This is a genomic window from Vibrio sp. 14G-20, from assembly GCF_026241515.1.
Classification (GTDB): domain Bacteria; phylum Pseudomonadota; class Gammaproteobacteria; order Enterobacterales; family Vibrionaceae; genus Vibrio.
In genome coordinates this window covers 25,132-50,905 of sequence record NZ_JAPHPW010000009.1, presented here as the reverse complement: position 1 = coordinate 50,905, position 25,774 = coordinate 25,132, and the positions used below count along the sequence as shown (strand labels likewise).

Below are 25,774 nucleotides of genomic sequence, written 5' to 3'. Positions count from 1 at the left end.
AGATAAAGCTTAATAAAGAACGAATATTCACCATTATTAATATGCGTCTCAATGAGAACGTTTTTTGGGCAAATATAAAAAATAAGGCGCGCATTATACAGTAGAACCCTTCCATAAGGGAAGGTAAGTGTCTAGATGTCTAAAATTCCATCTGAACACCTAAATATCGTGTAAAAAGCGCAATTTTACGGTTAATCAAGCAACAAAAAAGCCAGAACGGGTCTGGCTTTTTCATTCGTCTTAACAATGTGTTGAGCGGGCTCGTCACATATCTACGTCCGTTTAGTGGTCTAGGTATAGATAGTTTTGCCAACTCTTCATGCGAATAAGGACCTTACGCATGATAGATACGTGAGTGAAGCTGTCAGAATAAACGGCAACTTCAACCGCGGTACCCATAGGCAAATGGTAATCCGACAGATCATCAGTGATGCTCAATTTAACAAACACACGACCACTGGTACGCAATGCATCAGTACCTAGAAGTGCCCCTCGAGCTTGGAATTGGCTCTCACCAATAGCCGGAATTACTTCATCAATGCGCCCTTTGAATACTTCTCCTGGTAGTGCTCTAAACAAAAATTCCGCTTCGTAACCGGGTTGTAGGCGTTGTAATGAGTTTTGTCTGAACGCAGCGGTATAGAACTGCTCCTCAGTGTGCACAAACGTCATCACCGGAGCTAAAGGAAGCGGCACTGCCATTACACCTGGGCGCAATGCTAACTGCGTAACGTATCCGTCAGTTGGAGCTCGAACAACAGTTTGTTCTAAATCAAACTGAGCTTTGCGTAATTCAGCTAGTAAGCTTAAAACGGCTGTATTCTCGCCACCGATTTCAGAATCTAAGGCGATTTTTGCTTGTTCTAGATTCGCATCTGCTACTTTCACGGCGGCTTCTGATGCCTTATAAGCTTGTCTGCGAGTGTCTAATTGTTGCTCGGTAAAGGCCCCGCTGTCATAACCGCGCTTGTAACGAGAAAATTCACGCTGTGCTTTATCTCTTTCTGCAATGGCTTTGATTTTCGCAGCCTCTGCTTCAGCCACTTCAGATTCCATCCCAAGAGCACCTTGGCTTGCTTCTTTTACTTTCGCCTCTAATCGTGCGACTTCAGCTTCAAATGGGATAGGGTCGATCTTGAAAAGGATATCCCCTTGTTTGAGGGGTTTGTTTGCCTCTACAGGTACTTCGATAACTTTACCTCTTACGCCTGAAACGACCGGCGTTGTTGAGTAAACTTGGTTACCAATTTGAGTAAAAGGATGGTTATAGTTCATCAATAGGATCAATGTACCTATTATGATAACGCCACCAAGAACGGCGGTTGGCACTGTCCATTTGTTAAGCGGGATATTAAACACTTTGAAAATAGTGATGCAAAGTGCCGCGTAGGTCATTATCAGCAGTAAATCCATTACTTAACCTCCTGATCTTGGACGTTGTTTTGAACTTTATCCGTATCCACTTTTACGGACTTTTCTTGTTTGAGTTGAGCAATTTCTTCCTGAAGCGTGCTAACCTGATCGATTAAAATATCAACACGATGATGAATGTCGTGTTGCTCTTCTTCCAATTTAGCGAAGCCCCAACCACGATCTTTACGCCATAGCGTTGCCCAGATCCAAAGGAAGGGCCAAATAGCGTGTAAGGTGAATAGGCTAACCCAACCTGAGACGTGAATAGCATCTTGATGAGGGTGGTTGCGTTCTTTCGCAATTTCATAGGGAATATCGTGAATAACGATGATGCCGTAAAAGATTACTAATGCTACGAAAATCAGTAAGCCGAGTGCAAAGTAGTCTAAAAACATAACAGATCCTTGTAATGTTAGATATTAGTTATAAATATACTACGCTATCATCCAAGTAATTGTTATAAAAATGATTTACCAAGTTGAAAATAATGTGTTGTCGCTTCTAATGCGGATAAAAGCATTGATGGATATTATAAAATCTCATTGCATTTGAAGAGGCTATTTCGGCTTTATTGTTGGTGTTTCCGCTGAAACGATGACAATTACGATTCTAAATGACGTGCATAACTACAAGGGATAAATACGGATGTATATAGGTGAATTGGCCGCTATTGGCGCTGCGATTGTGTGGGCGTGTGCGACATGGATCTATGGGCAATTTGGACATCGCTTCTCTGCGATGCAATTGAACATTGTTAAGGGGGTAGTGGCGTCTGGGATGATGTTGCTGGTGATGCCTCTTATTCCAATGCCGGAGTTTGAACTGAGTGCGAATCACTTTTGGATCCTGGCCATTTCTGGTGTGATTGGCATTGCGATTGGAGATAGCGCCTATTTTGCGGCGTTGAAAAGAATTGGTGCCAATAAGACGCTGTTATTGGAATCTTTAGCACCGCCACTTTCTGGTGTATTGGCATTAACGTTTTTAGGTGCTGTATTGACGTTGCAAAGTTGGCTCGGTGTTGTCATCACGACTTTAGCCGTAACATTTGTCGTTTTTCAGCCGTCTCAGTCTGTGAATGGTGAGGACGGTTCTAAAAACAAAGCACAATGGAGTGGTATTGGATTTGGACTTGTGGCAAGTGTTTGTCAGGCTTCCGGAGTGGTGATTTCCCATTATGCTTTGGTGGCTGGTGATATTCCCCCATTGTTAGGGGCACTGATTCGGCTCACGATAGGTGTGTTTGCTGTGATGCTGATTATCCCTTTTGTTGAGAGTAAGCCTTACTCGTCTATGAAAAGAGATTTATGGGAGATGACCAAATTCGACAAGCTTTGGCTTTTAGGGGCAATATTTGTCGGAACATTTTTGGCGCTGTGGCTTCAGCAGGTTGCGTTGAAAAATGCTAACCCTGCGATTGCACAAACGTTGATAGCGACCAGTCCGGTCTTTATTTTGGTGATTTATGCACTGAATGGAGAAAAGATATCGAAGCAAAGTGTCATAGGGACACTTACTGCGTTAGGTGGAATCTCTCTTTTTTTCTATCAATAGTTTCGCTTCAATTATTCGGTACAAATCTGGTTACGACCGTTAGCTTTAGCTCGGTACAACGCTTTGTCTGCTCGGTAGAAGGTACGTTGAGTATTTTCTCCGTCACGATGCAAAGTGATACCAATACTCACGGTCAAACCGCGCTCCCCAAGTATCTCATGCCAACCGAATTGGAAGATGCGCTCTCGATAATTTTCAGAGTGCATTTCTGCTTTAGGAAGATCAGTGTTCTCAAGAATGACGAGGAACTCTTCTCCACCAAACCTGACACACGACGCGCCCCTAAACTTAAAGTATGAGCGCAGTTCTTGAGACACACTAACAATCGCTTTATCACCCACTAAGTGACTCAATTCATCGTTGATGGACTTGAAGTGGTCAATATCGATAACCATGAGTGCAAAAGAGGTATCGTGCAGCAGCATGTCTTTCAGTTTCACATCTAACCAGCGACGGTTGTGTAGCCCTGTTAATGGATCGGTGAATACGTCTTGTTGAAGCTGAGCAACCGCATTCTTGTGTTGCTCAGTCGTCTCTTTCAGCTCTTTGTTCTCTTGTTCAGAGAGAATGAGTTTGAGCTGTAATTCAAAGCGGGACAGGCGGCGTAGCTGGCTTGCACCGAGTTCACTGATCGGGATCCGCTTCATCAGATCGGTTTCAATTCGGTAGCCTTTTTTCTCATAGCTTAGTGCTTCTTGAAAGCGCCCTTGATTCATACACACATCACTTAGCGAATCGTAGAATCGTTTTGCAAGTACTGGCGACGAGTAGGCTTTCATTCGTTTGTCTGTACTCGACAAAATCATACTTGCGTAGTCTTGCTTGCCGGTTGCACTTAGGCAATGTGCTAGCTCTAGACGAGTCATGGTCGCAAGCCAGCTTGCTTGAGTGCTGTTGGCTGGGTATTGAACCTTAGACAGACAACGTAGCGCTTCATGGTATTTTTTCTTAGCGCGCAGCACCTTCGCTTGGTAAAGCAATATTTGAGTTGTGAGCAACTTGTCACTCACCAAAATACTCAGTTCTTCGCACTCATTTAGTAAATCGCTAGCCGCAGTAATACGGTTGAGCAGAAGCAAGCTGGCTACCATATGTAGCTTGAACTTGAGGCGAAGTGAGCGGCTGCTTATCGCATGGTCTATGCTGCTAATTTTTTGATAGTAGCGAAGGGCTTTGTTGTGGTCGCCATAGGAATCACATAGGTTCCCCATGCCTAAAATGGCTAACACATACTCATCGATATGGCCGTGTTCAACCGCGATTGTCGATGAACTGACGAATTCGTTGAGTGCTGACGTGTAATCACCAATTTCAACTAAGCGGTCACTTAAGCTGGTTTTGACTGTCAGTATGTCTTCGATATCGGCAGGAAGGTGGAGCAGGTCGAGTGCAAGTCTCAACTCTTCGATGCTGGTTTGATTTTGTTGTAACTCGGCGCGATATTCAGAGCTGATGATATAGCAGTGCGCTTGTTCTGTTTGCGTTGTCGACACATGCTGACGAATGTGGTTCCAGAAGATGATCGCTTCTTCACCTGACACTGATGAAGGGTCTAAACCGGCGTCTGTGATCTTGCTTAATAGAGTTTCCATTATTCTATGACCTCAGCATCGTCTTCTTCTAGTTGTTCAAGCGTGAACGGGAACGTCAAAATATCATTGAGGCTGACGGTCGGTTTGGAACCCTTTAATCCTTTTCTATGCCATGGATAGATATCGAGCATGGTGCTAAGCGTTTGGAAGGTTTGCTCTGCGGCTTCGCCTTTTTCGGAAAGCATAAGGGCCACACGTTCAGAACTTAGCCTTGCGATGAAATCATTCTGGTTACATAAAGCATGAGCAATCTCAGTACAGACATCTAAGTAATCAGTATCGACATGATGGAACATTATAATGCTATGGTTCGAGCGTTTAAGCTCTGTCTTGAACAGCACCAGTTTTTCCCACCAAAAGGTTTCAGAGACAACATAAGAGAGGTGCTTTTCAGGATCGTACTCGTGCTGACCACGAATACGGTTAATCAGTTTTCGTGCTCTCTGTTCAAGCTGGCGCTTGGAGCTACGCGCTTTATCTAACCCAACACGTGTCGTTTGCTCTTTGAGCATTCCGGTAGAATATTTACGGTACTTTTTAAAGGCGACGAGTGCGGCTTGGAAATCTTGGTTTTCTTCCGCCACTAAGGATTGTTGGTAACAGATTTGGCTCAGTAATTCGCCATTATCGAACTCGTTCGCGGATTGTTCCGCGAGCCTTAGTAACTCCGCCGCTTGTGCTGGTCTTTTTCTCATGAGCTCCAATCGCGCTCGGCTGATGTATGAGTGCGCCTTCATCCAAACTAGGTTGTGTTCAACTGCTAGATTGTGCGCTTTGGCCGTGGCTCGCTCTGCATCATCTAAGCGTTCAAGGCCAAGTAGAGCAAGGCCTCTAAAGTCCCACACCTCAGCATGCCAAGTGTTATCTTTATGGTCTTTTAATGCTTCTTCTGCACCGTCCAATACCGACAGCATTTCAACATAGTTGTTGAGCAGGTAGTAATCCCACGCGAGCAGTATTCTGGCTTTGCCCTCTAACCAACCAATGCGACTATTGTTAGCCACTTTGACGGCAAGCTGGTGGGTAGATCGTGCAAGTTTATATTCGTGGGTCATTCGCCAAATATTGCCAAGGCCAATGAGGCATTCAATTTGAATTTCGACTTCATCAACCAACGCGGACTGCTCTAGGGCATTGATCCAGAACTGTTGGGCGGAGTAATACTTGGCTTGTCCCCAAAACTGGAGCGCGTGTAAATGGAGGATTTCAGGGAGAAAAAGGTCGGTATCTAATCGGTTTTGGCGCTTGTAGGCTTCCTTGATGTACTTTAAACCTTTTTGGTAATCCATCAGGTTCCAGCTACACTTTGCCATTAACATCAATGACTGTATAGCACCCTCTTCAAACAGAATTTGCTCTGATCGGACTAGGCATTGCTGCGCAATCTCTAGGATCACCGATGGCTCAGAGTCGACACGAGTTTTGAGTTTTTCTAATTCTGTTTCAAGAAGGTACTGATTTTTGTCCAAGACTTAGATCCATGATTATCGAACATATTGATAACACAATCATTATAAGAGTGTAATTTGAGATAAGCACCAATTATCTTTCTTAGAGCGTCAAAGGAACATCGATCTTTTCTAATTATGGGTGTTACCTCATGTTGTCGCTTTAAAATCAATGAGTTCCCGAATAATTACCTAGAGACTTTGTTGCTATGAAAGTAGTTGCTTTAGAGTTAATGGTCGCTCTGCTACGCCTAAGCGTTGTGCTGCCGTGAGCCCTTGCTTATCTTGGTAGCACAGATTGTGCCAAGCTCTAAATATGTCGAGCAATGGAAGAATGCCCCCAGGACGAAGCTTACGTCTGGGCTCATTAATAAAACTATCAAATAACAGCTGAAAGCGTTGTTGATAGAACTTAGTTTGTTGAATTGAGGCCGTGTTAAGCCACTGTTTTGGTTCCGGATTGTTACCTGTTAGGTAGCAGATACCTTTCTGGTTATCACCTTGATTCGCAATAGCCCAACGATCTCGCCACCAACTCATGTGAACGATGTCGATTTTTTCAAAACTTTGATCGTCTTGCCAGCCCGAATCTTCTTCTACATACATAAGGTCAATATTTTGACTCTGAATGCGCGGTAAACATACGCTTAAAGCGGCAGATCTTAGTAATGGATCTTGTGGCATATAGATGGCGACATGCTTGTCTTCGTTACACATATCCAACACATGCAGGAAGTGAGCATAAGAGGTATAAGGTGGTCGAATTAGTGCGCCTTTTGAAGGATAGCTAAATGTGGTGAGGTTACCCATAGGGTCCTCAACGTTACCTCTCGCAAGAATCACTTGGTACTGCTGTTCAATGCGCTCTTTTAGTTTGTCAGAGGGCTGAGGCAGTTCGAGATTCGCTTCTGAAGAGTGCTCTTTGGATACAAAGCGCGCAACATCATCATAAGGGTTGTGGTCAACGTTCCCCGATGGCTCTTCATTTTGAGAGTAGTTAACGTGCTGGCAAAGGATATAGCCAGAATGCGCCTCGCCCGTCGCTATCCACACCACACCGTTGTTACTTTGCGGTTGCAGACGCTGGTAGTGAGATGCGAATTCGTAATCTTTCGCATGGTTAACCCATCGTGCATCGATCATCGCTAATTTACGACGACAACGGCTCGCGATATGGTCAACATGATCATAGAAAGTCTTTGGGTTGATCTCTAATTTTCGGCAGATTTCACGTACGGAATAGCCCATGAACAGTAAGCCCATGAGGTTCTCTTGAAATTGGAGTTTTTTATTGGATCCAGACCATTTATCAACGAAGGTTGATTGGCAGTCTTTGCATCGATAACGCTGCCTGTCGCCACTGTAGCCGAAGGCATGATAAAGATGTTTATGGGTATGAACCGATAAGCCGAAGTTATCGCAATCATCATTACGACAAGCGGGGAGCCCGTCGCTGTGAAGTTGTCTTAGGCGATGAAGTTCGCTTAACACTTCACGATTGTTAAGTAAGGGGGGGAAAGCTCCACATTCACGACAAACCATCGCTGGACGCTTAGGGTTCGCGTGTTGCAAAACATACCGTTTTGCATCGCTCAAGCCAAAGTTGTCACACGCCAATGTTTTACAAAAGTTGAGTTGCAAACCATCCGCATCTTTTGGCAGCTTGTCGTTAGACACGATCTCCCCCTCGGGATTATTTGAGCAGCCAAGCGAGCCTGGCTGCGGGGTAACGCTTTTCAATGTATCTTTTATCAAACTATTAGATGTTGATTGCTGTCTCTAGAGCAACTTTCATCATGTCGTTGAAAGACTTTTGACGCTCTTCAGAACTTAGCTTTTCACCACGGATGATGTGGTCAGATACTGTTAAGATAGTTAGCGCTTTTGCACCAAGGTCTGCAGCAACACCGTAGATACCAGCCGCTTCCATATCAACACCCAGGATGCCTAGTTTTTCCATTTTTTCGAAAAGGTCAGCTTCTGGAGTGTAGAAAAGGTCTGCAGAGAATACGTTACCAACTTTAACTGGCACTTCTTGTGCACGTGCTTGGTTTACTGCTTCTTCTAGAAGACCGAAATCAGCGATAGCAGCGAAGTCGTGGTTGTTGAAACGAATACGGTTTACTTTTGAGTCAGTAGAAGCACCCATACCGATAACAACGTCCATCAGTTTAACGTCGTCACGCACTGCGCCACAACTACCTACACGAATAACGTTTTTCACGCCGAACTCAGCGATTAGCTCGTGTACGTAGATGCAGCATGATGGGATACCCATACCGTGGCCCATTACAGAAACTTTCTTACCTTTGTAAGTGCCTGTGTAACCAAACATGTTGCGAACGTCACAAACTTGCTTCACGTCATCAAGGAATGTTTCTGCAATGTATTTTGCGCGAAGCGGGTCGCCCGGCATAAGTACTGTTTCTGCGAAATCACCAGCTTGAGCATTAATATGAGGTGTAGCCATGGTCGTTCTCCAAAGTTTAAACAGTAATTGTAGGAACAGGATTTAATCAATTACCGATTCTGTTGAATTGAATTCGTTTTGTTGCGGCAATATTAGCGAGTTAGAACGTAACTCCATGAGACTTTAGTCACAAAACAGGTCTGCCATTATAGTTTTATTAATATTGATAACCAAATCTGTTGAAAGCTTAAAGGCAATCGATTTTGTTTGGTAAGATCGTTGTATATAAAGAGAAGAACGCGCTGATTAGCTCAAAACAGGTTGGCTTTTAGTTGTAACTAACCGTTGTAGAGACATTTGATCAGCGATAATCTAAACTTTGATAAAAGACAAACCAAGGATTTGTATGTCGTATTGCGCTAACTCGACGCCTTTGCCGTCAATAAAAACACGACTACACAGGCTTGCGTCGCTTGTTGTAAGAACTACTTTGCTTGCCAGTGGGATAGCTTCATCGTGGGTGTCTGCGGCGACCTTTGAGCTGCCTCCAGCGGAAAGTCGTATTGTGGGCAGAATACAACACCATGAAGTGGCGGCGGGTGAAACCTTGGCTATCATTGCCAAGCAGTACGATATTGGCTTTCTCTCTTTAATGGCGGCCAACAAAGGGGTCGATCCTTTTCTTCCAGCTGAAGGTTATGTGCTAAGTATTCCTAGCCGTTTCATTTTGCCTGACACCCCAAGAGAAGGGATTGTCATCAATCTTGCTGAATTAAGGTTGTACTATTTTGAACCCGAGAAAAACCAGGTGCATGTATTTCCTGTCGGCATCGGTCGAGTGGGGCGCGATACTCCCGAGATGATCACTAAGATAAGCCAAAAAAGACCAAATCCAACATGGACGCCACCAAATTCAATCCGCAAAGAGTATCTTGAAAAGGGTATTGAATTACCGAGAGTAGTTCCCTCAGGGCCGGAAAATCCATTGGGTGAGTTTGCTTTGAGGCTTGCTTATGGCGCAGGTGATTATTTAATACACGGCACCAATAAGGATTTCGGAATAGGTCTGCGAGTGAGCGCTGGCTGTATCCGAATGGAACCTAAAGATATTGAGTGGCTTTTTGAGCAAGTGAATCGTGGTGAACAGGTTACCATTATCAATGAGCCGATCAAGGTGTCATTAGAACCAGATAGAAGCGTGTTTGTTGAAGCGCACGAACCATTAACCCGAAGTGATGGTTCAAAGAAATCATTACAGATTCCGGTGGAATTAAAATGGTGGCTTGAAGAGGCAGAACTGCCTAATTCAAAAGCGAAAGCGGTTATTTTTGCTCAAAATGGTGTACCTGTAGAAATTGCACCACCGATTATTGAGTTCTAATTCGATTGCCTCTTCTACAATAGGGGCGTTTTTCTCTTCTTTACTCGAATTAGTATCGCCCAAAAAAAGCACCACATCCGATAAGAAGTGGTGCTGTCTATATACTGCTTTTTGCGACTTATTTAATCTAAAGCTTAATCGCGCTTAGATCTCAAACTACTTAGTGTAAGACTCAGCGATGTTGTCGATACGTTCGTTAGCACGATCCGCTTCTTCTTTCGCTGCCATAGCGGCTGCTTCTGCTTCTTGAGCCTTCATTTCTGCGGCTGCTTTGTCACTCTTAAGAGCTTCTACTTCGCTACTTAACTCAGCAACTTGATTAGTTAGTTGATCCATTTCTGATACTGCAGCTTCTTCTGGCTCTGAAGAACAACCGGCTAGAATGAAAACTGAGGCTGCAGCTGCGATTAACGTCTTATTCATAAGAACTCCTTGCTTATTTATCATCAAAAGATGCGCTATACATTCTTTATCATATAGTCGCTTCATTAATGATTGTAGCGACTAATTTTTTAACTGCAAAAACAATAACTAAAGAAATTGCTAAATTTTTGAGGGAATTAGCTAAGCATCACGTTCTGTCTCACTTATGAGATGAAGAATTTAGATACAACTTTGATGTGTTTTTGGAGGGGCATCCTTTTACTAGAAATGCATACGATGTTCTAGCTAAAGATAGATTAAGGGATAAATTTACTGTGATCTATATCCTATAAAGTACTTTCGCGGTATCATGTCACGTTAAATTAATTTTATTCAATACCATCATGACTGGAGAGTCCTTTGCACTTTAAAGATTTAGGCTTAGATAACCGCTTACTGAAGAACTTAAAACATTACGACTTCAAGAAGGCGACAGAGATCCAATCAAAAGCGATCCCTGTTGCTATTGCTGGTAAGGATCTATTGGCTTCATCAAAAACGGGATCAGGAAAAACATTGGCGTTTGTGTTGCCAATGATACATAAGGCATTAAAAACAAAAGCGTTTTCTGCTAAAGATCCTCGTGGTGTAATTTTGGCTCCTACTCGTGAGCTAGCGAAGCAAGTTTACGGCGAACTGCGTAGCATGCTGGGCGGTCTATCTTATGAAGCGGCGCTTATCTTGGGTGGTGAAAACTTTAACGATCAAGTTAAAGCTCTGCGTAAGTACCCTCGTTTTATTGTTGCGACTCCAGGCCGTCTTGCCGATCACCTTGAGCATCGCTCACTGTTTTTAGATGGTGTTGAAACGCTAATCCTTGATGAAGCTGACCGTATGCTGGATTTAGGTTTCGCACCTGAATTGCGTCGCATTGCGAATGCAGCTAAGCACCGTCGTCGTCAGACACTAATGTTCTCTGCAACGCTGGATCACGCTGAAGTGAACGGTATTGCCAATGAAATGTTAGACGCACCTAAGCGTATCTCTGTGGGTGTTTCTAACGAGCAGCACCTTGATATCACTCAAAAATTCTACCTATGTGATCACCTAGATCACAAAGAAGCGATTTTAGATCGTGTATTAGAAGAAGCTGAATACCGTCAGGTGATGATCTTCACTGCAACTCGTGCCGATACTGACCGTTTAACGGATAAGCTGAACGAGAAGAAACTTAAAGCGGTAGCACTGAGTGGCAACCTAAACCAAACGCAGCGTAATGCGATCATGAGTCAGTTCGAGCGTGCGGTTTACAAGATTTTGGTAACAACCGATGTTGCTTCACGTGGTATCGATATTCCAAACGTAAGCCACGTTATTAACTTTGATATGCCGAAGCACACCGAAGAGTACGTTCACCGTGTTGGTCGTACTGGCCGTGCAGGTAACAAAGGTGATGCAATCTCTTTGGTTGGTCCAAAAGACTGGGATAGCTTTAAGCGTGTTGAGCTTTACCTTCAACAAGATCTTACTTTCTCAGTACTTGAAGGCCTAAAAGGTAAGTTCAAAGGTATTAAGCCTCGTAAACCTGCGTTTGCTAAAGGCGGCCCTGCGAAGAAGAAAACCAACACTCAAGCTAAGAAAACGCCGAAGAAACCAGTTAAGCGCGATAAGAGCTTCCACCAGAATGTGGCAGTAGGTGATACAGTATTTATCCCTAAGAAGAAAGTTGCGCCAAAAGTGGACGACGAGTAATCAACTTGCGTGACCTAAAAGCTTAGCTTTGAAAGGTTGATGCAAATAAAAAACCGCCGATGATGGCGGTTTTTTTGTATCTGTACTTTGTGTAAGCCTTAGCTTGCGGTATTTACAGGTAGTATTTGATGATACTCGATGAGCTCTTCCTCGCTAGAAATTGAACGTCGAGAACGAATACGCCAAGATGTGGTCGGCAATGTATTTATGAGTAGCAGTCGTTGGGTGTGTCACGCCCCAGAATACATAGCTGTCTGAACCATAGGTGGCACAGTCATTGGTTAAGCTGTGGCTTCGCAAATAATCAGCGGCTGAGCTTCTATTGAGGTCAAGACAAGCGTCATTCGCATTTCTAAAGCCATGCTGTTCAGGGTTATCGGTAATGCTGGCGAACAGCGCACTTGCATCGAACAACACCACGTTTTTCCCTATACTTTGGTAATACTCGGCTTGAGCTTTGATGAACTGGTTGAATTCTAAGATCTTGCCACGAACTTTTATGATCTCTTGTTCGGTCGAGTATTTGAATTGCGGCGCTTTGGTCGCATCGGGCAATGTGAACAGTAGGATATTACTCGCACCAGATTCTGTTAATCGGATCAGAGCGCTGCCGAAATCAGCTTTAACATCGGCGACTTCTCGGTCGTAATTCATAAAGTCATTGAGGCCAAACTCTAGAGTAAACAAAGAGTTTTCTGGGCGATAGTTTTTAGCGACTTTCATGTAGGTTAGGTAAGAGGTGACTTGATCATAGACGCCAGTCAGTGCGACGTATTGATTGGTACCTGCTGCGCCACCCACGGCCCAGTTATAAAGAGGAACGTCTTTCGCTTTTGCTAAGTACTCAGTCCAGACTAAACCATTCGAAAAGTGCCCTAAAAACCATGAATTCGCATTTGGGAAAACCCATTGAGAGCCATTAAATAGGTTGCCAGTGTCAGAGAGGCTATCACCAAAAGTGACAATGCGATTGATGGTATTGGCTTGAACAGCGTTATCGTTGGTCCAGATGGAGTGATTGTAAGAGAAGCGATTGTCTGCGGCAAAGTAGGTGATGTCTGCGACTTCATGTTGTATGTCGAGCGTCTGTTCACAACGTTGCTTGATTTCAGATTGTGGAACATCGCTGTAGAACATATTTTTGAAGGAAACAGAAGACCACCAATATCCATTGATCGTGTAGTGATCACCATTCTCTTTCTTTGCCCACTTCCAGTCGGTGGCTGGGGAGTCATGAGACGCATCGGTTCGATACCAACATCTAACATATGAATAGGTTTCTGAGCCTTGTGTACTCAGTACTTGTGCGGATGTCATCGATTCTGGTGTCGTTATTGAGTCTTCAGCGGCATAAGCGCCAAAAGGCAGGGCTAACGTGAGTATCAAAGCCGTATTTTTCATCATTGTGTTCTCTTTTTTATTCTGAGGTGAGCTAATGGAAACGTTGTTGCTTGTTGATAAGTGAATAACTAAATGACTGGCATGACCTATACAGAAAATTAATAACCAACGTCAATACATTCAGGTTTGTGGTGTATCGCTAATGGCATAAGCATCAAGTTTTCAACGAGTTTATGGCTGAAAAATACCTGTTTCTAAACGGTTATTTGTCGACAAACTTTGGATTATTGCGAATGCTGAATTGATATTTTAGTCAGAATATTGAAAGAACTATCTCATTAATCTTAACCAAACGTTATTTTAATCAATTACTTATGATTTTTTAGTTTTCTCCTGCTTCTGTTCGCCTGATGTTCATCGCAACTGTTTAATTCAAGTTCGCCATCACAAATATCAAGTCGTTACTTTCTATTTTATAAAATCATCATCTACGGTTCTTTTACTCATCAGAGGTCCAATCTGTTTAAGGAAAGAGCATTGAAAAAGATATTAATTTGCACGATAGCCTGCCTATCCAGTTTTGGCGTATATGCTGGAACGAGCGCATCGGCGTTAGAAGCCAGCGGATACACGGAAACGAAATATCCCATTATGTTGGTACATGGTTTGTTTGGTTTCGATACATTAGCGGGTGTCGACTATTTCTATGGCGTACCTGAATCCCTAACCAAAGATGGTGCGAGTGTCTATGTCGCTCAGGTATCAGCGACCAACAGCTCTGAAGTGCGTGGCGAGCAATTGCTAGCTCAAGTTGAAACACTGTTAGCCGCGACAGGGGCAAGTAAGGTGAATCTGGTCGGTCACAGCCACGGAGGACCGACAGCGCGTTATGTGGCATCAGTACGTCCTGATTTAGTTGCTTCGGTGACAAGTATTGGCGGAGTTCATAAAGGATCTAAAGTTGCTGATCTCGTGCGTGGAAGCGTATCAGAAGGTTCAGCTGCGGAAGGTATTGCGGTTAAGTTGGCTGGTGGATTGACGACGCTCATCAACCTGTTATCTGGTGGAACGGATCTTGACCAAGACGGTCTCGCATCTCTTGAAGCTTTAACGACAGAAGGCTCGCTTGCGTTCAATCAGTTTTATCCTGAAGGCGTTCCAACGTCTGAGTGCGGTGATGGTGAATGGCAAGCCAATAACGGTGTTTATTACTACTCTTGGACAGGCTCATCCACTTTTACCAATCTTCTTGATCCTACCGATGGAGCAATGACAATCCTTGGCCTAGCCTTCAATGAACCGAATGACGGGCTAGTGGGGGCGTGTAGCGCACACTTGGGCAAAGTGATTGGTGACGACTATAAAATGAATCACCTAGACGAAATTAATGGGTTACTGGGGATTCACCATCTCTTTGAGACCGATCCTGTGACGCTCTATCGTCAACACGCCAATCGATTGAAGCTGGCCGGCCTTTAGGTTGCCTACCCATTTATTAAGACCTTAAGGAGCACATAATGAAAAAGACCGCCATTTTGTCGATAACCACGATAGCCCTGATGAGTACAGCGGCGGTCTTTTTGTATCCAACCTTTTTTCCTGTTAAGACAGACGAGCTAAATTCAAACAAAAGAATAGAACACAGCGCCTCCTCTTTGAAGGCAACCTCTCAACAAGATACCGAAATCGATAATGCATCAGCTAAAGACATGATGGAATATTTCGTCTCAGGCAATACCGAGCTAACCCTCGAAGATATTCGTGACAACGTGGCAAAACATCACGATCAATCACAAGGTGCCGCTGTCGATGAAGCACTGTTTGCCAAATACCTTGAATATAAATCGGCACTAACCTCGTTGGATGTTCAGTTCGACACTACATCAATCTCAGCCGAAGACTTACAAGCACTTAATCAAGCGCTACTCGATCTCCAGGCTCAATTCTTTAGCCAGAGCGAAATAAGCATTCTGTTTACTCATGACAATCGCATGAGAGAAATCGCTTTAGAAAAGTTACTTCTGAAACAAGAAGGCTTAGGTGAGCAAGACTATCAACAAAGGATGGATGCTTTGATGTTAGAACAGCCTGATTACGTTCAAACGAGCCATCAAAATCAGGTCTTGCTTCAACAACTATCAAGCTCTGAGGGGCTTGATCAACAAGATAAATACTTACAGCGAAATGAACTTGTCGGCGAAGAAGCTGCGCAAAGGCTTGAAGCGCTCGATCAACAAAGAGCCGAATTTGAAGATGCCTTGGAAGTTTACCAAGTAGAACGAAATTACATTCTCAACGATGCTGCGCTGTCACAGATAGAACAACAAGAGACGATTGCTGATCTTAGAGTCGCACACTTTCCTTCAAAGCAGATTCGAAGAGTAGAAGCGATAGAAAGGATCTGGGACAAAGATCTTGGTGAGTAGGTTTGCTGAGCCAATAAAGTCTCTATTCAAAATAAAAAACCAGTCACGAGTGACTGGTTTTTTTGTGTATAGGGGAGTTACACCTTGGGCTTTATAGCTTAAATTCTCAGCCTTAAAGCCTAGACCTTGAAACTTATACTTTAAAATAATCCAACTGCTGCTTTTGTTGCTCAGCGAGGTTAGATAGCTCGTGGCTTGCTGCTGCGGCTTGAGTTATACCGGTTACGTTTTGGCTTACTAAGCTGTAGATGTTTGAGATATTACGGTTGATGTCTGACGTCACTTGGCTTTGCTCTTCTGCGGCTGAGGCTACCTGAGTGTTAATCTCCGTCATATCCGTTACCGAGTTAGCAATGCCTGAAAGGGCCGTGCTTACTTCCGCTGCCAGTGTTTGGTTGTGCTCTAGCATTGCTAGTGAGCTGCTCATGCTCTCGTTAGCGTTACCAGATTGAACCTGCAAACCTTCAATAATGGTTTGGATCTCTTTGGTTGAGTCTTGAGTGCGTGCTGCCAGCATACGAACTTCATCAGCAACAACCGCGAAACCACGGCCACTTTCACCCGCACGTGCCGCTTCAATTGCTGCGTTAAGCGCAAGCAGGTTGGTCTGTTCAGAGATGCTTTGAATCACCTCGATCACTTTACCAATCTGCTCTGAGTGTTCTTTTAGCGTGCCGACAACGTTAGCTGCTTCGCTGAGTTGAACCGCCATTTGCTCATTAGCTTGGTTGCTCTCATTAAACAAGCTCATGCTGTGTGTCGCCATTTCGTCCGCTTGCTTAGATGCTGAGTCGGCTTGTACTGCGTTCTCGTTCACGTTTGCTGCTGTGCTTTCTAACTGGTTCACGGCAGAAGCGACTTGTTCCACTTCTTGCTTCTCTTGGTCTGAGTTAGCGCTTGATTGTGTCATTACCGCAGCCAGTTCCGTAGATGCAGAAGCGACTTCGATGCTGATTCGAGACAATGAGCTTACCGTGTCACGCAGTTGCTCAACGGATTTGTTTACGTCTTGTGCAAGGCGTGAAATCTCGTTATCACCATACTCTTCCGCTTTAACCAGTAGGTTGCCTTTGGCTACTTCACGCATGGTTTCCTGAATATTGCTCAGCGGCTTAACAATGATACCTGCAAGCGACCAACTGATAACTAATGCGATAGAAAGAATCACTAGCAGAGCTACAGTCGCTGTATTCAGTGTACTGGTGTGTTGCTGACCATTGATGTCGATTTCTTGAGTCGCAAGTAGATTCAGCTTTTTAGACAGCGTGTTGATTGCTTGCACCATGTCATTACCTGCGTGACGGTATTGATCGATGGCTACTTGGTAGCGAGCCTCAAAATCAGAAGATAGCGCAGTATTGCCATGCTTTGCTTTTAATAGAGGAAGCATAGTGGTTCGAGAAAAGTCGACATAGTGATTCATCGCTTTGCTCATCGCGGCTACTTCATCTTGCATGCCTGGCACTGTGTCTAATGAATTCAGTAAGCGAGTATTCTGGTCACGCTTTTCATTAAGCGTTGCAACCAGTGTCTTCACATCATCTGCATTGAATAGGCTGTAGATCGCTTTGATGCGCATGCCATAGCTGTTGTCGACGATTTCGCTGAGTTCTTCTTTATGTAGGATGAGTTGATCGGTTGCTGTTGATACATCTTTAAAAGCGTTTTCCAGTTTGTCACCACCGATGATGACACCCGTCAAAAGTAGTACGACAGAAAAGAGTACTGGAATAAGAATTTGTATTTTTATCGATAAGCCACTGAGAAGTTGGCGCATGTATTGTCCCTCTTTGAATAAGTAAATGAGCAGAAGCAATTGTTATTATTGTAATTAGCAGGTGATTCTAACTTCTGAGAATGACAATTCAATCAGTAATAGATTCGATTTTGATATATGCGATAGGTATTTGATAAATATTGAATATTTATTGTACAAATAAGGCTTTGCCCTTAAATAAAGTGGGGTATTTAATACAGGTAAGAGGCTGGTAGTCAGTAATGACAAGGGGTGGTGAGATATTAAGCGTTTTGGTTTGAAGACGTTGCAATTAATATTTTTCGCCTATGAATTCATTCGTTCTATTAGCTCAATGCTATTTAGTAAGGGAAAACCAAGAAAATAAATTGCAGTTGTCATATAGGCTTCAATTTAGTGAAACACAACTGTCACATTCAGATTCTAAAGTGGGCACCGTTCAAGCAAAACACAACATTACGGCAATAACGCCACTAAAGGAAATTTGTGATGAAAAAGACAGTTATCGGTGCAATCGCACTACTAGGCGCTCTAACAGTGAATACAGCTTCAGCTAAAGAAACTATCTCTGTAGTTGGCTCTAACAGTGCTTCTCCACTGGTTGAAGTTTTTGCAGAAACCTACATGAATAAAGGCGAACCAGTGTTCATCGAAATTCAAGCACCAGGTTCTTCTGCAGGCATCAAAGCAGCAAAAAATGGAAGTGCTGACCTTGGTATCTCTTCTCGTGACCTAAAAGAAGAAGAGAAAACAGCTGACCTGAAAGAGCTAGTAATCGCTCGTGACGGTATCGCAGTTGTTGTTAACCCGAACAACGAAGTATCTGCTCTAACTGCTGAGCAAATCACTTCAATCTACAAAGGCGACATCACTAACTGGAAAGATGTTGGCGGTGCTGACAAGCCAATCGTAGCAATCACTCGTGATACTGCATCTGGTACACGTGGTGCATTCGAAGACATCATGAAGCTTAAGAAGACAATTGGCGATAAGAAAGTATCGGCTATCTCTCAACGTGCACAAGTTGCAAACGGTAACGGCGCACTTAAAGTTTCTGTAGCAAGCAACCCATACGCAATCGGTTTTATCTCTCTAGGTACTGTTGACGAATCTGTTCACGCTCTAACTATCGACGGCGCTGCTGCGACTGTAGACAACGTTAAGAACGGTTCTTACAAAGTTGCTCGTCCTTTCCTAGTTCTTTACAAAGATGGCGCTCCATCAGCTGAAACTCAACAATTCCTAGACTGGATGGTTGCAGACGAAGCTCAAGCTATCTCAGCTAAAAAAGGCTACATCACAGTTAACTAATCTTAACTGACTCACTTTTAATTATTGCTCAGCCTGTCTTTAGGCTGAGCCTTTTCTTTCAACTTTGGTTATTTCGAGCTCTTTTTGAGCCACAAAGTTTGAGATTTTATATATGACCATCGCAAATAGTGAAAAGCTTATGAATACTGAAGCGACTCAAATCAATAAGCCGAGTCTGCGCACCAAAAAGCGCGTTGACTGGAGAGAAAGAATCTTCCACGGCTTGTTCTTATCGAGTGCTGTAATCGGCATCGTATCACTAGCCGTTATCGCTTACTTTATCGTTGCAGAGAGTATCCCTGCATTCCAAGAGGCTGGTGTTTCTGGCATCGTTCTGGGTGTTGACTGGTTACCTCCAGCTCTATTCGGTGTTGCAACTATGATTGTTGCATCGATTGTTTCGACACTAGGCGCTGTAGTTGTTGGTGTACCAGTAGGTGTATTAACCGCTATTTTTATCGCTGAGATTGCTCCAAAGCGTCTTGCAGATATTATTCGACCAGCAGTTGAGCTTCTTGCGGGTATCCCGTCGGTAGTTTACGGTTTCTTCGGTCTAGTAATTATCGTTCCAATGATTCAGAACATTTTCCAAGTACCAGCGGGTAACACTATCCTGGCAGGTATCATTGTTTTGGGTATCATGATTCTTCCTACCGTTATCACGGTTTCTGAAACTTCGATTCGTGCTGTACCTCGTACGTACAAAGAAGGTTCACTTGCACTGGGTGCTTCGAAAATCTATACGATTTTTAAGCTACTCGTTCCTGCGGCACGTTCAGGCATTATGACTGGTGTGATTTTGGGTATCGGTCGCGCGCTTGGCGAAACGATGGCAATCATCATGGTTATGGGTAACGCTCCTGCAATGCCAGAAGGTATTTTGGACTCGGCTCGTACGCTAACAGCAAACATTGCTATTGAAATGTCTTACGCAAGTGGCGTTCACGCTAACGCACTGTACGCAACAGGTGTTGTACTTCTAGTGTTCATCATGATGTTAAATGGTGCTCTACTTTATCTTAACCGTGAAAAATCGAAGTAGGCGAGGATAAGTAATATGGATCTCGTAAAACTAAAACAAGCACGTCAAACCAAAGATAACATCCTGAAAGGTTTTATCTGGGCAGCAGCAGCTGTAACCGTTGGTTTCTTATTCTGGATTATTTGGTACATCCTATCGAACGGTCTGCAATACGTAGATTGGAACTTCATCACTGACGATTACACTCGTACTGGTGAAGAGCGTGGTATTTTCCCAATGATCATCGCCACGATCTACATGGTAATTGCATCGATTGCAGTCGCAGCGCCACTGGGCATCATGACGGCAATCTACCTAACAGAATATGCGAAAGTAGGTAGCCGATTGGTGAAAGTGATTCGATTCTGTACTGAGTCGCTCGCTGGTATCCCATCGATTATCTTTGGTCTGTTCGGTATGACCTTCTTTGTTTCGATTCTTGGCCTTGGCTTCTCGATTCTGTCGGGCGCATTAACGCTAAGTATCTTGATTCTTCCTGTAATCATTCGTACTACAGAAGAAGCATTGATGGCAGTACCACAAACTTACCGTGAAGGCTCATACGGCCTTGGCGCTTCAAAAATCTACACTATCTGGCGTTTGATCTTACCAAGCGCAATGCCAGGTATCTTAACTTCGGTCATTCTTAGTATTGGTCGTGTAATTGGCGAATCAGCACCTGTATTTTTAACAGCAGGTATGGTGGCACGTGTTCCTGAGTCGGTATTCGATTCTGGCCGTACACTAACGGTTCACCTATATAAGCTGACAACAGAGCTATTTACTATCGATGAGTGGAACCAAGCCTACGGCACGGCGACAGTCCTAATCGTATTGGTTCTCTTGATCAACATGGTTACAAAACTGATTGCAAGACGCTTCAACACGGCAACTTACTAAGCACATTAGCGGGCTCCACAATAAAAAGAGCCTCCGTGATAAAGAAAGCATCAAGCTAGACACGAATTTAAGAATTTAGAGATTACGAAAATGAACAAATTTGATATTGAGAACCTAGATCTGTTTTACGGCGACAACCAAGCACTTAAATCTATCAACCTGCCAATTCCAACTCGTCAGGTTACAGCACTGATTGGCCCATCTGGTTGTGGTAAGTCAACGCTACTACGTTGCTTGAACCGCATGAATGACCTAATTGAAGGCGTTACTATTAAAGGTAAGTTGGATATGGATGGCACAAACATCTACGGCAATATTGATGTGGCTGACCTGCGTATCCGCGTAGGCATGGTATTCCAAAAGCCAAACCCATTCCCAATGAGCATCTACGAGAACGTGGCTTACGGCCTGCGTGCTCAAGGTATCAAAGACAAGAAGCACATTGATGAAGTAGTAGAAAGCTCACTGCGCAGTGCGGCACTTTGGGACGAAGTAAAAGACCGTCTTAAAGCACACGCATTTGGCTTGTCTGGTGGTCAACAACAGCGTCTATGTATCGCTCGTACCATTGCAATGGAACCGGATGTAATCCTAATGGATGAACCAACATCGGCTCTAGATCCAATCGCGACACACAAGATTGAAGAATTGATGGAAGACCTGAAGAAAGACTTCACTATCGTTATCGTAACGCACTCAATGCAGCAAGCGCGTCGTATTTCAGACCGTACTGCTTTCTTCCTAATGGGAGAGCTTGTAGAGCACAACGAAACGAGTGTTATCTTCAGCGAGCCAAAAGATGATCGTACTAAAGGTTACGTAAACGGTGACTTTGGTTAATTGATTATTCAAGTGCTGTGTTTGGCCTTTTAGCAAAACCAGCACGCTAACTGATACGCAGGTTAGATAATCGAATAGATCGACAGAATTATCACTATAACTATAAGCGATGGAAGTTTGCCCCACTTTAAGTGGGGCTTTTTTATGCCTTTAAAAAAGTCCCAATGTCGATGAAATTTTGGGCAGGAAATCCCATTTTTGTAGTCCTTCTCATGCTTGTGATAATGTAAAAAGTGAAATTGCGACCCGCTTAACATCTCATTTTTAGTTACATTGATTGCATATCAAGGCTTCTGTATTTTTGCTGTATTCTCAATAGCCAATGGACGGAAGCTGTGCCTGTAAAAGCCTTTGCAAAACAAATATCTGCTACGCGCGATCACCGTTTGTTGGCAGAGTCTCTTTTCGACTACTTGGCTAAGATGCTTGAGCCTAAAGGGGTTGGGATATTTGCTGAACCAATTCCGGAAAGTGATTCGTTACCCTTGTTTTGTCATGGCGAATTAACCTCTCTTGATAATTACCCCTCTACATTTTGGCCTTGGGTTTCACAGTTCGATACTGCAGACGGCGTGTTACCTATGGCAATCAATACCTGTAATTGGGAACACATGAAAGTGCTGGGTGGGGAGTCGTTCATCATGATGCTCGACAACGCGCCTGCCTGTAGAACTTATTTAATTGTTCAAAATTGCAATGCTGAGAAGGTTAATCAAACCTTCGACCAAGATCTTGATGTTCTCCAGCTAGCGGCTGCCCGTTGGCAATGTATTCGTGCCGAAAAGAATGCAGCGCTTGAGATAAAGCACCGAGACACACGCGAAGCACAGTACCTTGATGAGATAAAGCTACGAGAGTTGTTTGTCGAGAACATGAAACTGGTTCATCAAGTCGCGTTAGAGCTTTCTAACCCAGAGTCACTGGATGCCTTGTACAAGGCTTCGGTTGAAGCTGTCCGTGACCGTTTAGGTTTTGATCGTGCGATCTTCATGTTGCTCGATATGAAAAAGCGTTGCTTCAGCGGCACCTATGGCACTGATGAAGCGGGTAAAACAAACAGCGAGCATCATACTCAATACGACTTGCATCAACTTGAAGCCGAATACATTGAGGCACTGTCTAACAATCACACCAATCTCGTCATTATAGAGAACGCGCCCCTATACACAGAAGGGAACGTCGTTGGGCAAGGCTGGAACGGTATGCTTATCTTGCGTGAAGGGGACAAACCTGTCGGCTGGATCGCCATGGATAACTACATTCATCGTTCACCCATTACTAATTATCAAAAGCAGATGCTTGAGTCTTTTGGCTCTCTGCTTTCTCAGATCTACATCCGTAAGCGTCAAGAGCAGAACATACGCATGCTGCACTCGAGTATGGTTGAGCTTTCTCGCTGCGACAGCGTCAGTGAAGTATGTAAGTCCGCCGTTAGTTTTGCTATTCAGCACTTAGGCATTGACCGATTAGCGGTGTTCCTCACTGATAAAAACTGTAGCTACATGCAAGGCACATGGGGTACTGACATTAAAGGCGATATTGTCGATGAGTCTTATTATCGCTCTGAGTTGGTGGAACGTGACATCGTAGCCGCCGCTCGTGCTTGCCCTAATCAAGTGGCGTTTGAAGAGTCTGTGCCTATTTATCACGACTTCAATATTGTCGGAGTCGGTTGGACGGCAATGACCATGCTCACTACAAACACGGGTGAGCCGATTGCATTTATCGCAGCCGATAACCTGTTAACTCGTAGCCCATTAACCTCACAGCTTCGTGAAGTAATCCGTATCTTTGCTTCAAGCCTTGCTGAGGTGCTGCAAAGAACCATGGCGCAAGAGGAGTTGAAGAAGCTCAATGAAACTCTGGAGCAGGAAGTCAGTAAGCGCACCCAAGAGTTAGAATTAGCCAATGAACAATTGGATATAATTTCTAAATTAGACCCTCTGACACGCCTTGGAAACCGTCGCATGTTGTCGCAGGTTCTAGAAGATTTGAACTGCGATGACCAAGGTGCCTTTGCCACGCAACATGAAATTACATTTGGGCTGATCCTCGTCGACTTAGATCATTTTGGTTTGTACAACAGCGTCTATGGTCATACAGAAGGGGACGCGGCACTGCGAACCATCGGAAAGATACTTAATGCACATGTTCATAGTGATAAGGAAACCTTCTGTCGTATTGGTGGAGAAGAGTTTATGTTATTGATGATCGGCACTAATCACTCTGAAACGAAGCGGCGTGCCGAGTCGATTAGAAAGTGCATTGAAGAGGCGAAGATCCTGCACTGTGAAAGTAGCACTAGCCCATATTTAACTGCATCGGTTGGGTATGCCTCGATAACTTCTGACCAGCATCAATTTGATTTTGACCTGCTTTACGGCAAGGCAGATAAAGCTCTGTATCAAGCCAAGGACTCGGGGCGAAATCGAATTGTCTCAGCCTTGAAGCGGAAAAAGGTCGCGGTTTCAATTTCTTAGTCTGGTATCTGTTTAGCCATAGCGTATAAACGAACAAAGCCGTGATGCTCACAAGGTGGTCATCACGGCTTCTTTTTTTCTACCAAATTAGACTTTTCTAATTAATTAAAGCGTTTCTAGTGAGCTTTTACGCGTTTTGCTAGAGACTCGCTTTGGCTTCTTAACTACTTTGATTGCCTCAGAAGGATCCCATGACGGGTTTGTCGAGCTAGCTTCACCATAAAGGCTTTGGTTTAGCTTGCCTAGCTCAGCTTCAACGGCTGCTAAAGTCTCATCACTCAAATCTGGGTTTTCAGCTTTCCATTGCTCAAACAAGGTTCTGGTCTTCACGCCATCTTTCGTTTTTAGAGCTTCAATAAGCGCTTCTGCTGTATCTGATTGACGTTTAATAGTGTGTGTTGGTTTTGTCGTTACACCGCGGCGTGACCAGAAGTAGAAAGCCATCGCTGAGCTAACCAACCACAAGACTGCGAACAGAGCGGTGAGGTAAGGCCAAAACCCCGGGCTATCAACAGTCACAACCGTTGGGCTTACTTGTTGGGCTGGTGGTGCTGTAATTGGTGGTGTGCTAGACGTCGCGCGCTCACTTGCCTTTACCGCTAACTCTAGTCCAAGCGCTTTACTGGTTTGCTCCGATTGTGAATCGGTGTTGAACCAAGCTTGAGATACTTCCGGAAGCGAGATATTTCCAGCTTCTTTCGGGATCAGTACCTGCTTGTAAACCACCACAGCATCGCCTGACTGTGTGGTACCAAATTGCGGCTTCTCTTCATAAACACGAACCGATTTAGGGTAGGTGATATTCAGCTTCGGCAGTTGGTGCTGGGTTAAGTTGCTAGCGGTCATAGTAATGGTACGAGTTAACGAATCACCCGCTTCCATTTCGATGGTTTGGTTGTCGCCTTCCAAACCATTGCTATTGGTTAGCTCGTGACCCTGGCTATCTGACCATTTCTGAATCAACTTGAAGTTCGATGTTGGTAACCACTCACCTTGGTAGCCTTTTGGCACCTCTTTGACGGTTACATCTAGGGTTTCAACGGGAGTGTCGAGTTGGAACAATCGCGTTGTGCTTGAGTTGTTGGTCGAGTAGACAACGGCTCCAGTCAGCTTCGGCCCATTCAGCTTAAACTGTCCCGCTTTTTGTGAAGAGATACGGAAAGACTGTTGAACGACCGTTACTTCTTGTCCATTGAGGACATCTTGAAATTGCTTCGATTCACCAATAGGTTCCACGTCTAAGCCCTGCGAGCTCGGTGGCGCTATTTTAGGATCTTGCAGCCTTCTTGGGTCAGCTTTAATGATGAGTTTTACATCAAGCTCAGCAACTTCTTGTGGATATAGCGAGTCTTTACTCAGATTAAGCTGGAACTCAGCCATATCATGTTGATTGGGTGCAGCTTTATTAACGGCAACATTGATGGTGATTGGCTTGGTTTTTGCCCCTTCAATATCGAAGCTAGGAATTTGAACCTTGCCCAAACGAAGGGGAGCAAGGCTGATGTTCCATTCACTTGACACCGAACGGCTACCATTGACGATTCGCATCGACGTGCCAAAGCTTGGTGTACTGACATAGAAATCCTGTTGGAGCGCCGTTAGATCTAAAGCATCAGAAGAGACCTTTTCATCGGTTGCGACTCTAAGTAGGAATACTTGATCTTTGGTGACACTGTTTTGTGAAACGCTCGCTACGGCAGTCGCCGCCAATGCCGAAAAGGACGAGAAAGCTACTAACAGCAGCGTTAGGAGTATGGATAAAAATGGCTTGTTAAGAAATCGCATG

Annotated in this window: 20 protein-coding genes; 10 read left to right on the top strand and 10 right to left on the bottom strand. The window is 44.1% G+C overall.

What is annotated here, in order from left to right; translation table 11 throughout:
* Positions 1-282: 282 nt before the first annotated feature.
* Entirely contained in the window at positions 283-1,413 is a 1,131-nt protein-coding gene (locus OQJ75_RS10110) for an HlyD family secretion protein (protein WP_248375054.1), read from the bottom strand.
* Positions 1,413-1,808, bottom strand: a complete 396-nt coding sequence (locus OQJ75_RS10105; protein WP_248391977.1) for a DUF3302 domain-containing protein — start codon at positions 1,806-1,808, stop codon at positions 1,413-1,415. Before OQJ75_RS10105 ends, OQJ75_RS10110 begins: the two co-directional genes overlap by 1 nt.
* Before the next feature lie 250 nt (positions 1,809-2,058).
* On the opposite strand from OQJ75_RS10105, the gene OQJ75_RS10100 reads away from it, so the two are divergent.
* Entirely contained in the window at positions 2,059-2,967 is a 909-nt protein-coding gene (locus tag OQJ75_RS10100; protein WP_265973122.1) for a DMT family transporter, read from the top strand.
* Positions 2,968-2,978: 11 nt separating this feature from the next.
* On the opposite strand, the gene OQJ75_RS10095 is transcribed toward OQJ75_RS10100, so the two are convergent.
* The 4 genes from OQJ75_RS10095 to deoD all read right to left on the bottom strand — a co-directional run bounded on the left by OQJ75_RS10095 (position 2,979) and on the right by deoD (position 8,477).
* Positions 2,979-4,559 (bottom strand): GGDEF domain-containing protein, encoded by a 1,581-nt coding sequence (locus OQJ75_RS10095; RefSeq protein ID WP_017630212.1) that lies wholly within the window; start codon positions 4,557-4,559, stop codon positions 2,979-2,981.
* Positions 4,559-6,028: a hypothetical protein gene (locus OQJ75_RS10090; RefSeq protein ID WP_265973124.1), complete on the bottom strand. Its 1,470-nt coding sequence runs from the start codon at positions 6,026-6,028 to the stop codon at positions 4,559-4,561. The genes OQJ75_RS10095 and OQJ75_RS10090 overlap by 1 nt, the downstream gene beginning before the upstream one ends.
* Before the next feature lie 186 nt (positions 6,029-6,214).
* The gene (locus OQJ75_RS10085; RefSeq protein WP_265973125.1) at positions 6,215-7,684 is read right to left on the bottom strand and encodes a lactate dehydrogenase; all 1,470 of its coding nucleotides are present in this window, start codon (positions 7,682-7,684) and stop codon (positions 6,215-6,217) included.
* 82 nt (positions 7,685-7,766) lie between these two features.
* Positions 7,767-8,477 (bottom strand): purine-nucleoside phosphorylase, encoded by a 711-nt coding sequence (deoD, locus tag OQJ75_RS10080; protein ID WP_017061880.1) that lies wholly within the window; start codon positions 8,475-8,477, stop codon positions 7,767-7,769.
* Between the two features lie 346 nt (positions 8,478-8,823).
* On the opposite strand from deoD, the gene OQJ75_RS10075 reads away from it, so the two are divergent.
* The gene (locus tag OQJ75_RS10075) at positions 8,824-9,798 is read left to right on the top strand and encodes a L,D-transpeptidase family protein (RefSeq protein ID WP_265973128.1); all 975 of its coding nucleotides are present in this window, start codon (positions 8,824-8,826) and stop codon (positions 9,796-9,798) included.
* Positions 9,799-9,954: 156 nt separating this feature from the next.
* On the opposite strand, the gene OQJ75_RS10070 is transcribed toward OQJ75_RS10075, so the two are convergent.
* A complete protein-coding gene (locus tag OQJ75_RS10070; protein WP_017632965.1) occupies positions 9,955-10,221 on the bottom strand; it encodes an Lpp/OprI family alanine-zipper lipoprotein in 267 nt (88 codons plus the stop codon).
* Positions 10,222-10,581: 360 nt separating this feature from the next.
* Between OQJ75_RS10070 and OQJ75_RS10065 the strand changes: the two genes are divergently transcribed.
* Positions 10,582-11,913 (top strand): DEAD/DEAH box helicase, encoded by a 1,332-nt coding sequence (locus OQJ75_RS10065; protein WP_017061883.1) that lies wholly within the window; start codon positions 10,582-10,584, stop codon positions 11,911-11,913.
* Between the two features lie 153 nt (positions 11,914-12,066).
* On the opposite strand, the gene OQJ75_RS10060 is transcribed toward OQJ75_RS10065, so the two are convergent.
* Positions 12,067-13,314 (bottom strand): SGNH/GDSL hydrolase family protein, encoded by a 1,248-nt coding sequence (locus OQJ75_RS10060; protein WP_323054479.1) that lies wholly within the window; start codon positions 13,312-13,314, stop codon positions 12,067-12,069.
* Between the two features lie 477 nt (positions 13,315-13,791).
* Here OQJ75_RS10060 and OQJ75_RS10055 point away from each other — a divergent pair, with 477 nt between their 5' ends.
* Entirely contained in the window at positions 13,792-14,733 is a 942-nt protein-coding gene (locus OQJ75_RS10055) for a lipase family alpha/beta hydrolase (protein WP_265973131.1), read from the top strand.
* A gap of 38 nt (positions 14,734-14,771) precedes the next feature.
* The gene (locus OQJ75_RS10050; RefSeq protein ID WP_265973133.1) at positions 14,772-15,680 is read left to right on the top strand and encodes a lipase secretion chaperone; all 909 of its coding nucleotides are present in this window, start codon (positions 14,772-14,774) and stop codon (positions 15,678-15,680) included.
* Between the two features lie 133 nt (positions 15,681-15,813).
* Here the strand turns inward: OQJ75_RS10050 and OQJ75_RS10045 are convergent, their stop codons facing one another.
* Positions 15,814-17,457, bottom strand: a complete 1,644-nt coding sequence (locus OQJ75_RS10045) for a methyl-accepting chemotaxis protein (protein ID WP_265973135.1) — start codon at positions 17,455-17,457, stop codon at positions 15,814-15,816.
* Positions 17,458-17,925: 468 nt separating this feature from the next.
* Between OQJ75_RS10045 and OQJ75_RS10040 the strand changes: the two genes are divergently transcribed.
* The 5 genes from OQJ75_RS10040 to OQJ75_RS10020 all read left to right on the top strand — a co-directional run bounded on the left by OQJ75_RS10040 (position 17,926) and on the right by OQJ75_RS10020 (position 23,988).
* Positions 17,926-18,747: a phosphate ABC transporter substrate-binding protein gene (locus OQJ75_RS10040; protein ID WP_050652528.1), complete on the top strand. Its 822-nt coding sequence runs from the start codon at positions 17,926-17,928 to the stop codon at positions 18,745-18,747.
* A gap of 112 nt (positions 18,748-18,859) precedes the next feature.
* Positions 18,860-19,789 carry a phosphate ABC transporter permease subunit PstC gene (gene pstC, locus OQJ75_RS10035; protein ID WP_176679274.1) on the top strand — a complete coding sequence of 310 codons (930 nt, stop codon included), beginning with the start codon at positions 18,860-18,862 and terminating at the stop codon, positions 19,787-19,789.
* 15 nt (positions 19,790-19,804) lie between these two features.
* Positions 19,805-20,668, top strand: coding sequence for a phosphate ABC transporter permease PstA (gene pstA, locus OQJ75_RS10030; protein WP_017632259.1), 864 nt, complete (start codon positions 19,805-19,807; stop codon positions 20,666-20,668).
* A gap of 90 nt (positions 20,669-20,758) precedes the next feature.
* Positions 20,759-21,508 carry a phosphate ABC transporter ATP-binding protein PstB gene (gene pstB, locus OQJ75_RS10025; RefSeq protein WP_004732036.1) on the top strand — a complete coding sequence of 250 codons (750 nt, stop codon included), beginning with the start codon at positions 20,759-20,761 and terminating at the stop codon, positions 21,506-21,508.
* Between the two features lie 335 nt (positions 21,509-21,843).
* Complete coding sequence (locus OQJ75_RS10020) at positions 21,844-23,988, top strand: GGDEF domain-containing protein (RefSeq protein ID WP_265973145.1); 2,145 nt, start codon at positions 21,844-21,846, stop codon at positions 23,986-23,988.
* 105 nt (positions 23,989-24,093) lie between these two features.
* Here the strand turns inward: OQJ75_RS10020 and OQJ75_RS10015 are convergent, their stop codons facing one another.
* Entirely contained in the window at positions 24,094-25,773 is a 1,680-nt protein-coding gene (locus tag OQJ75_RS10015; protein WP_265973147.1) for a BatD family protein, read from the bottom strand.
* Position 25,774: the final 1 nt, after the last annotated feature.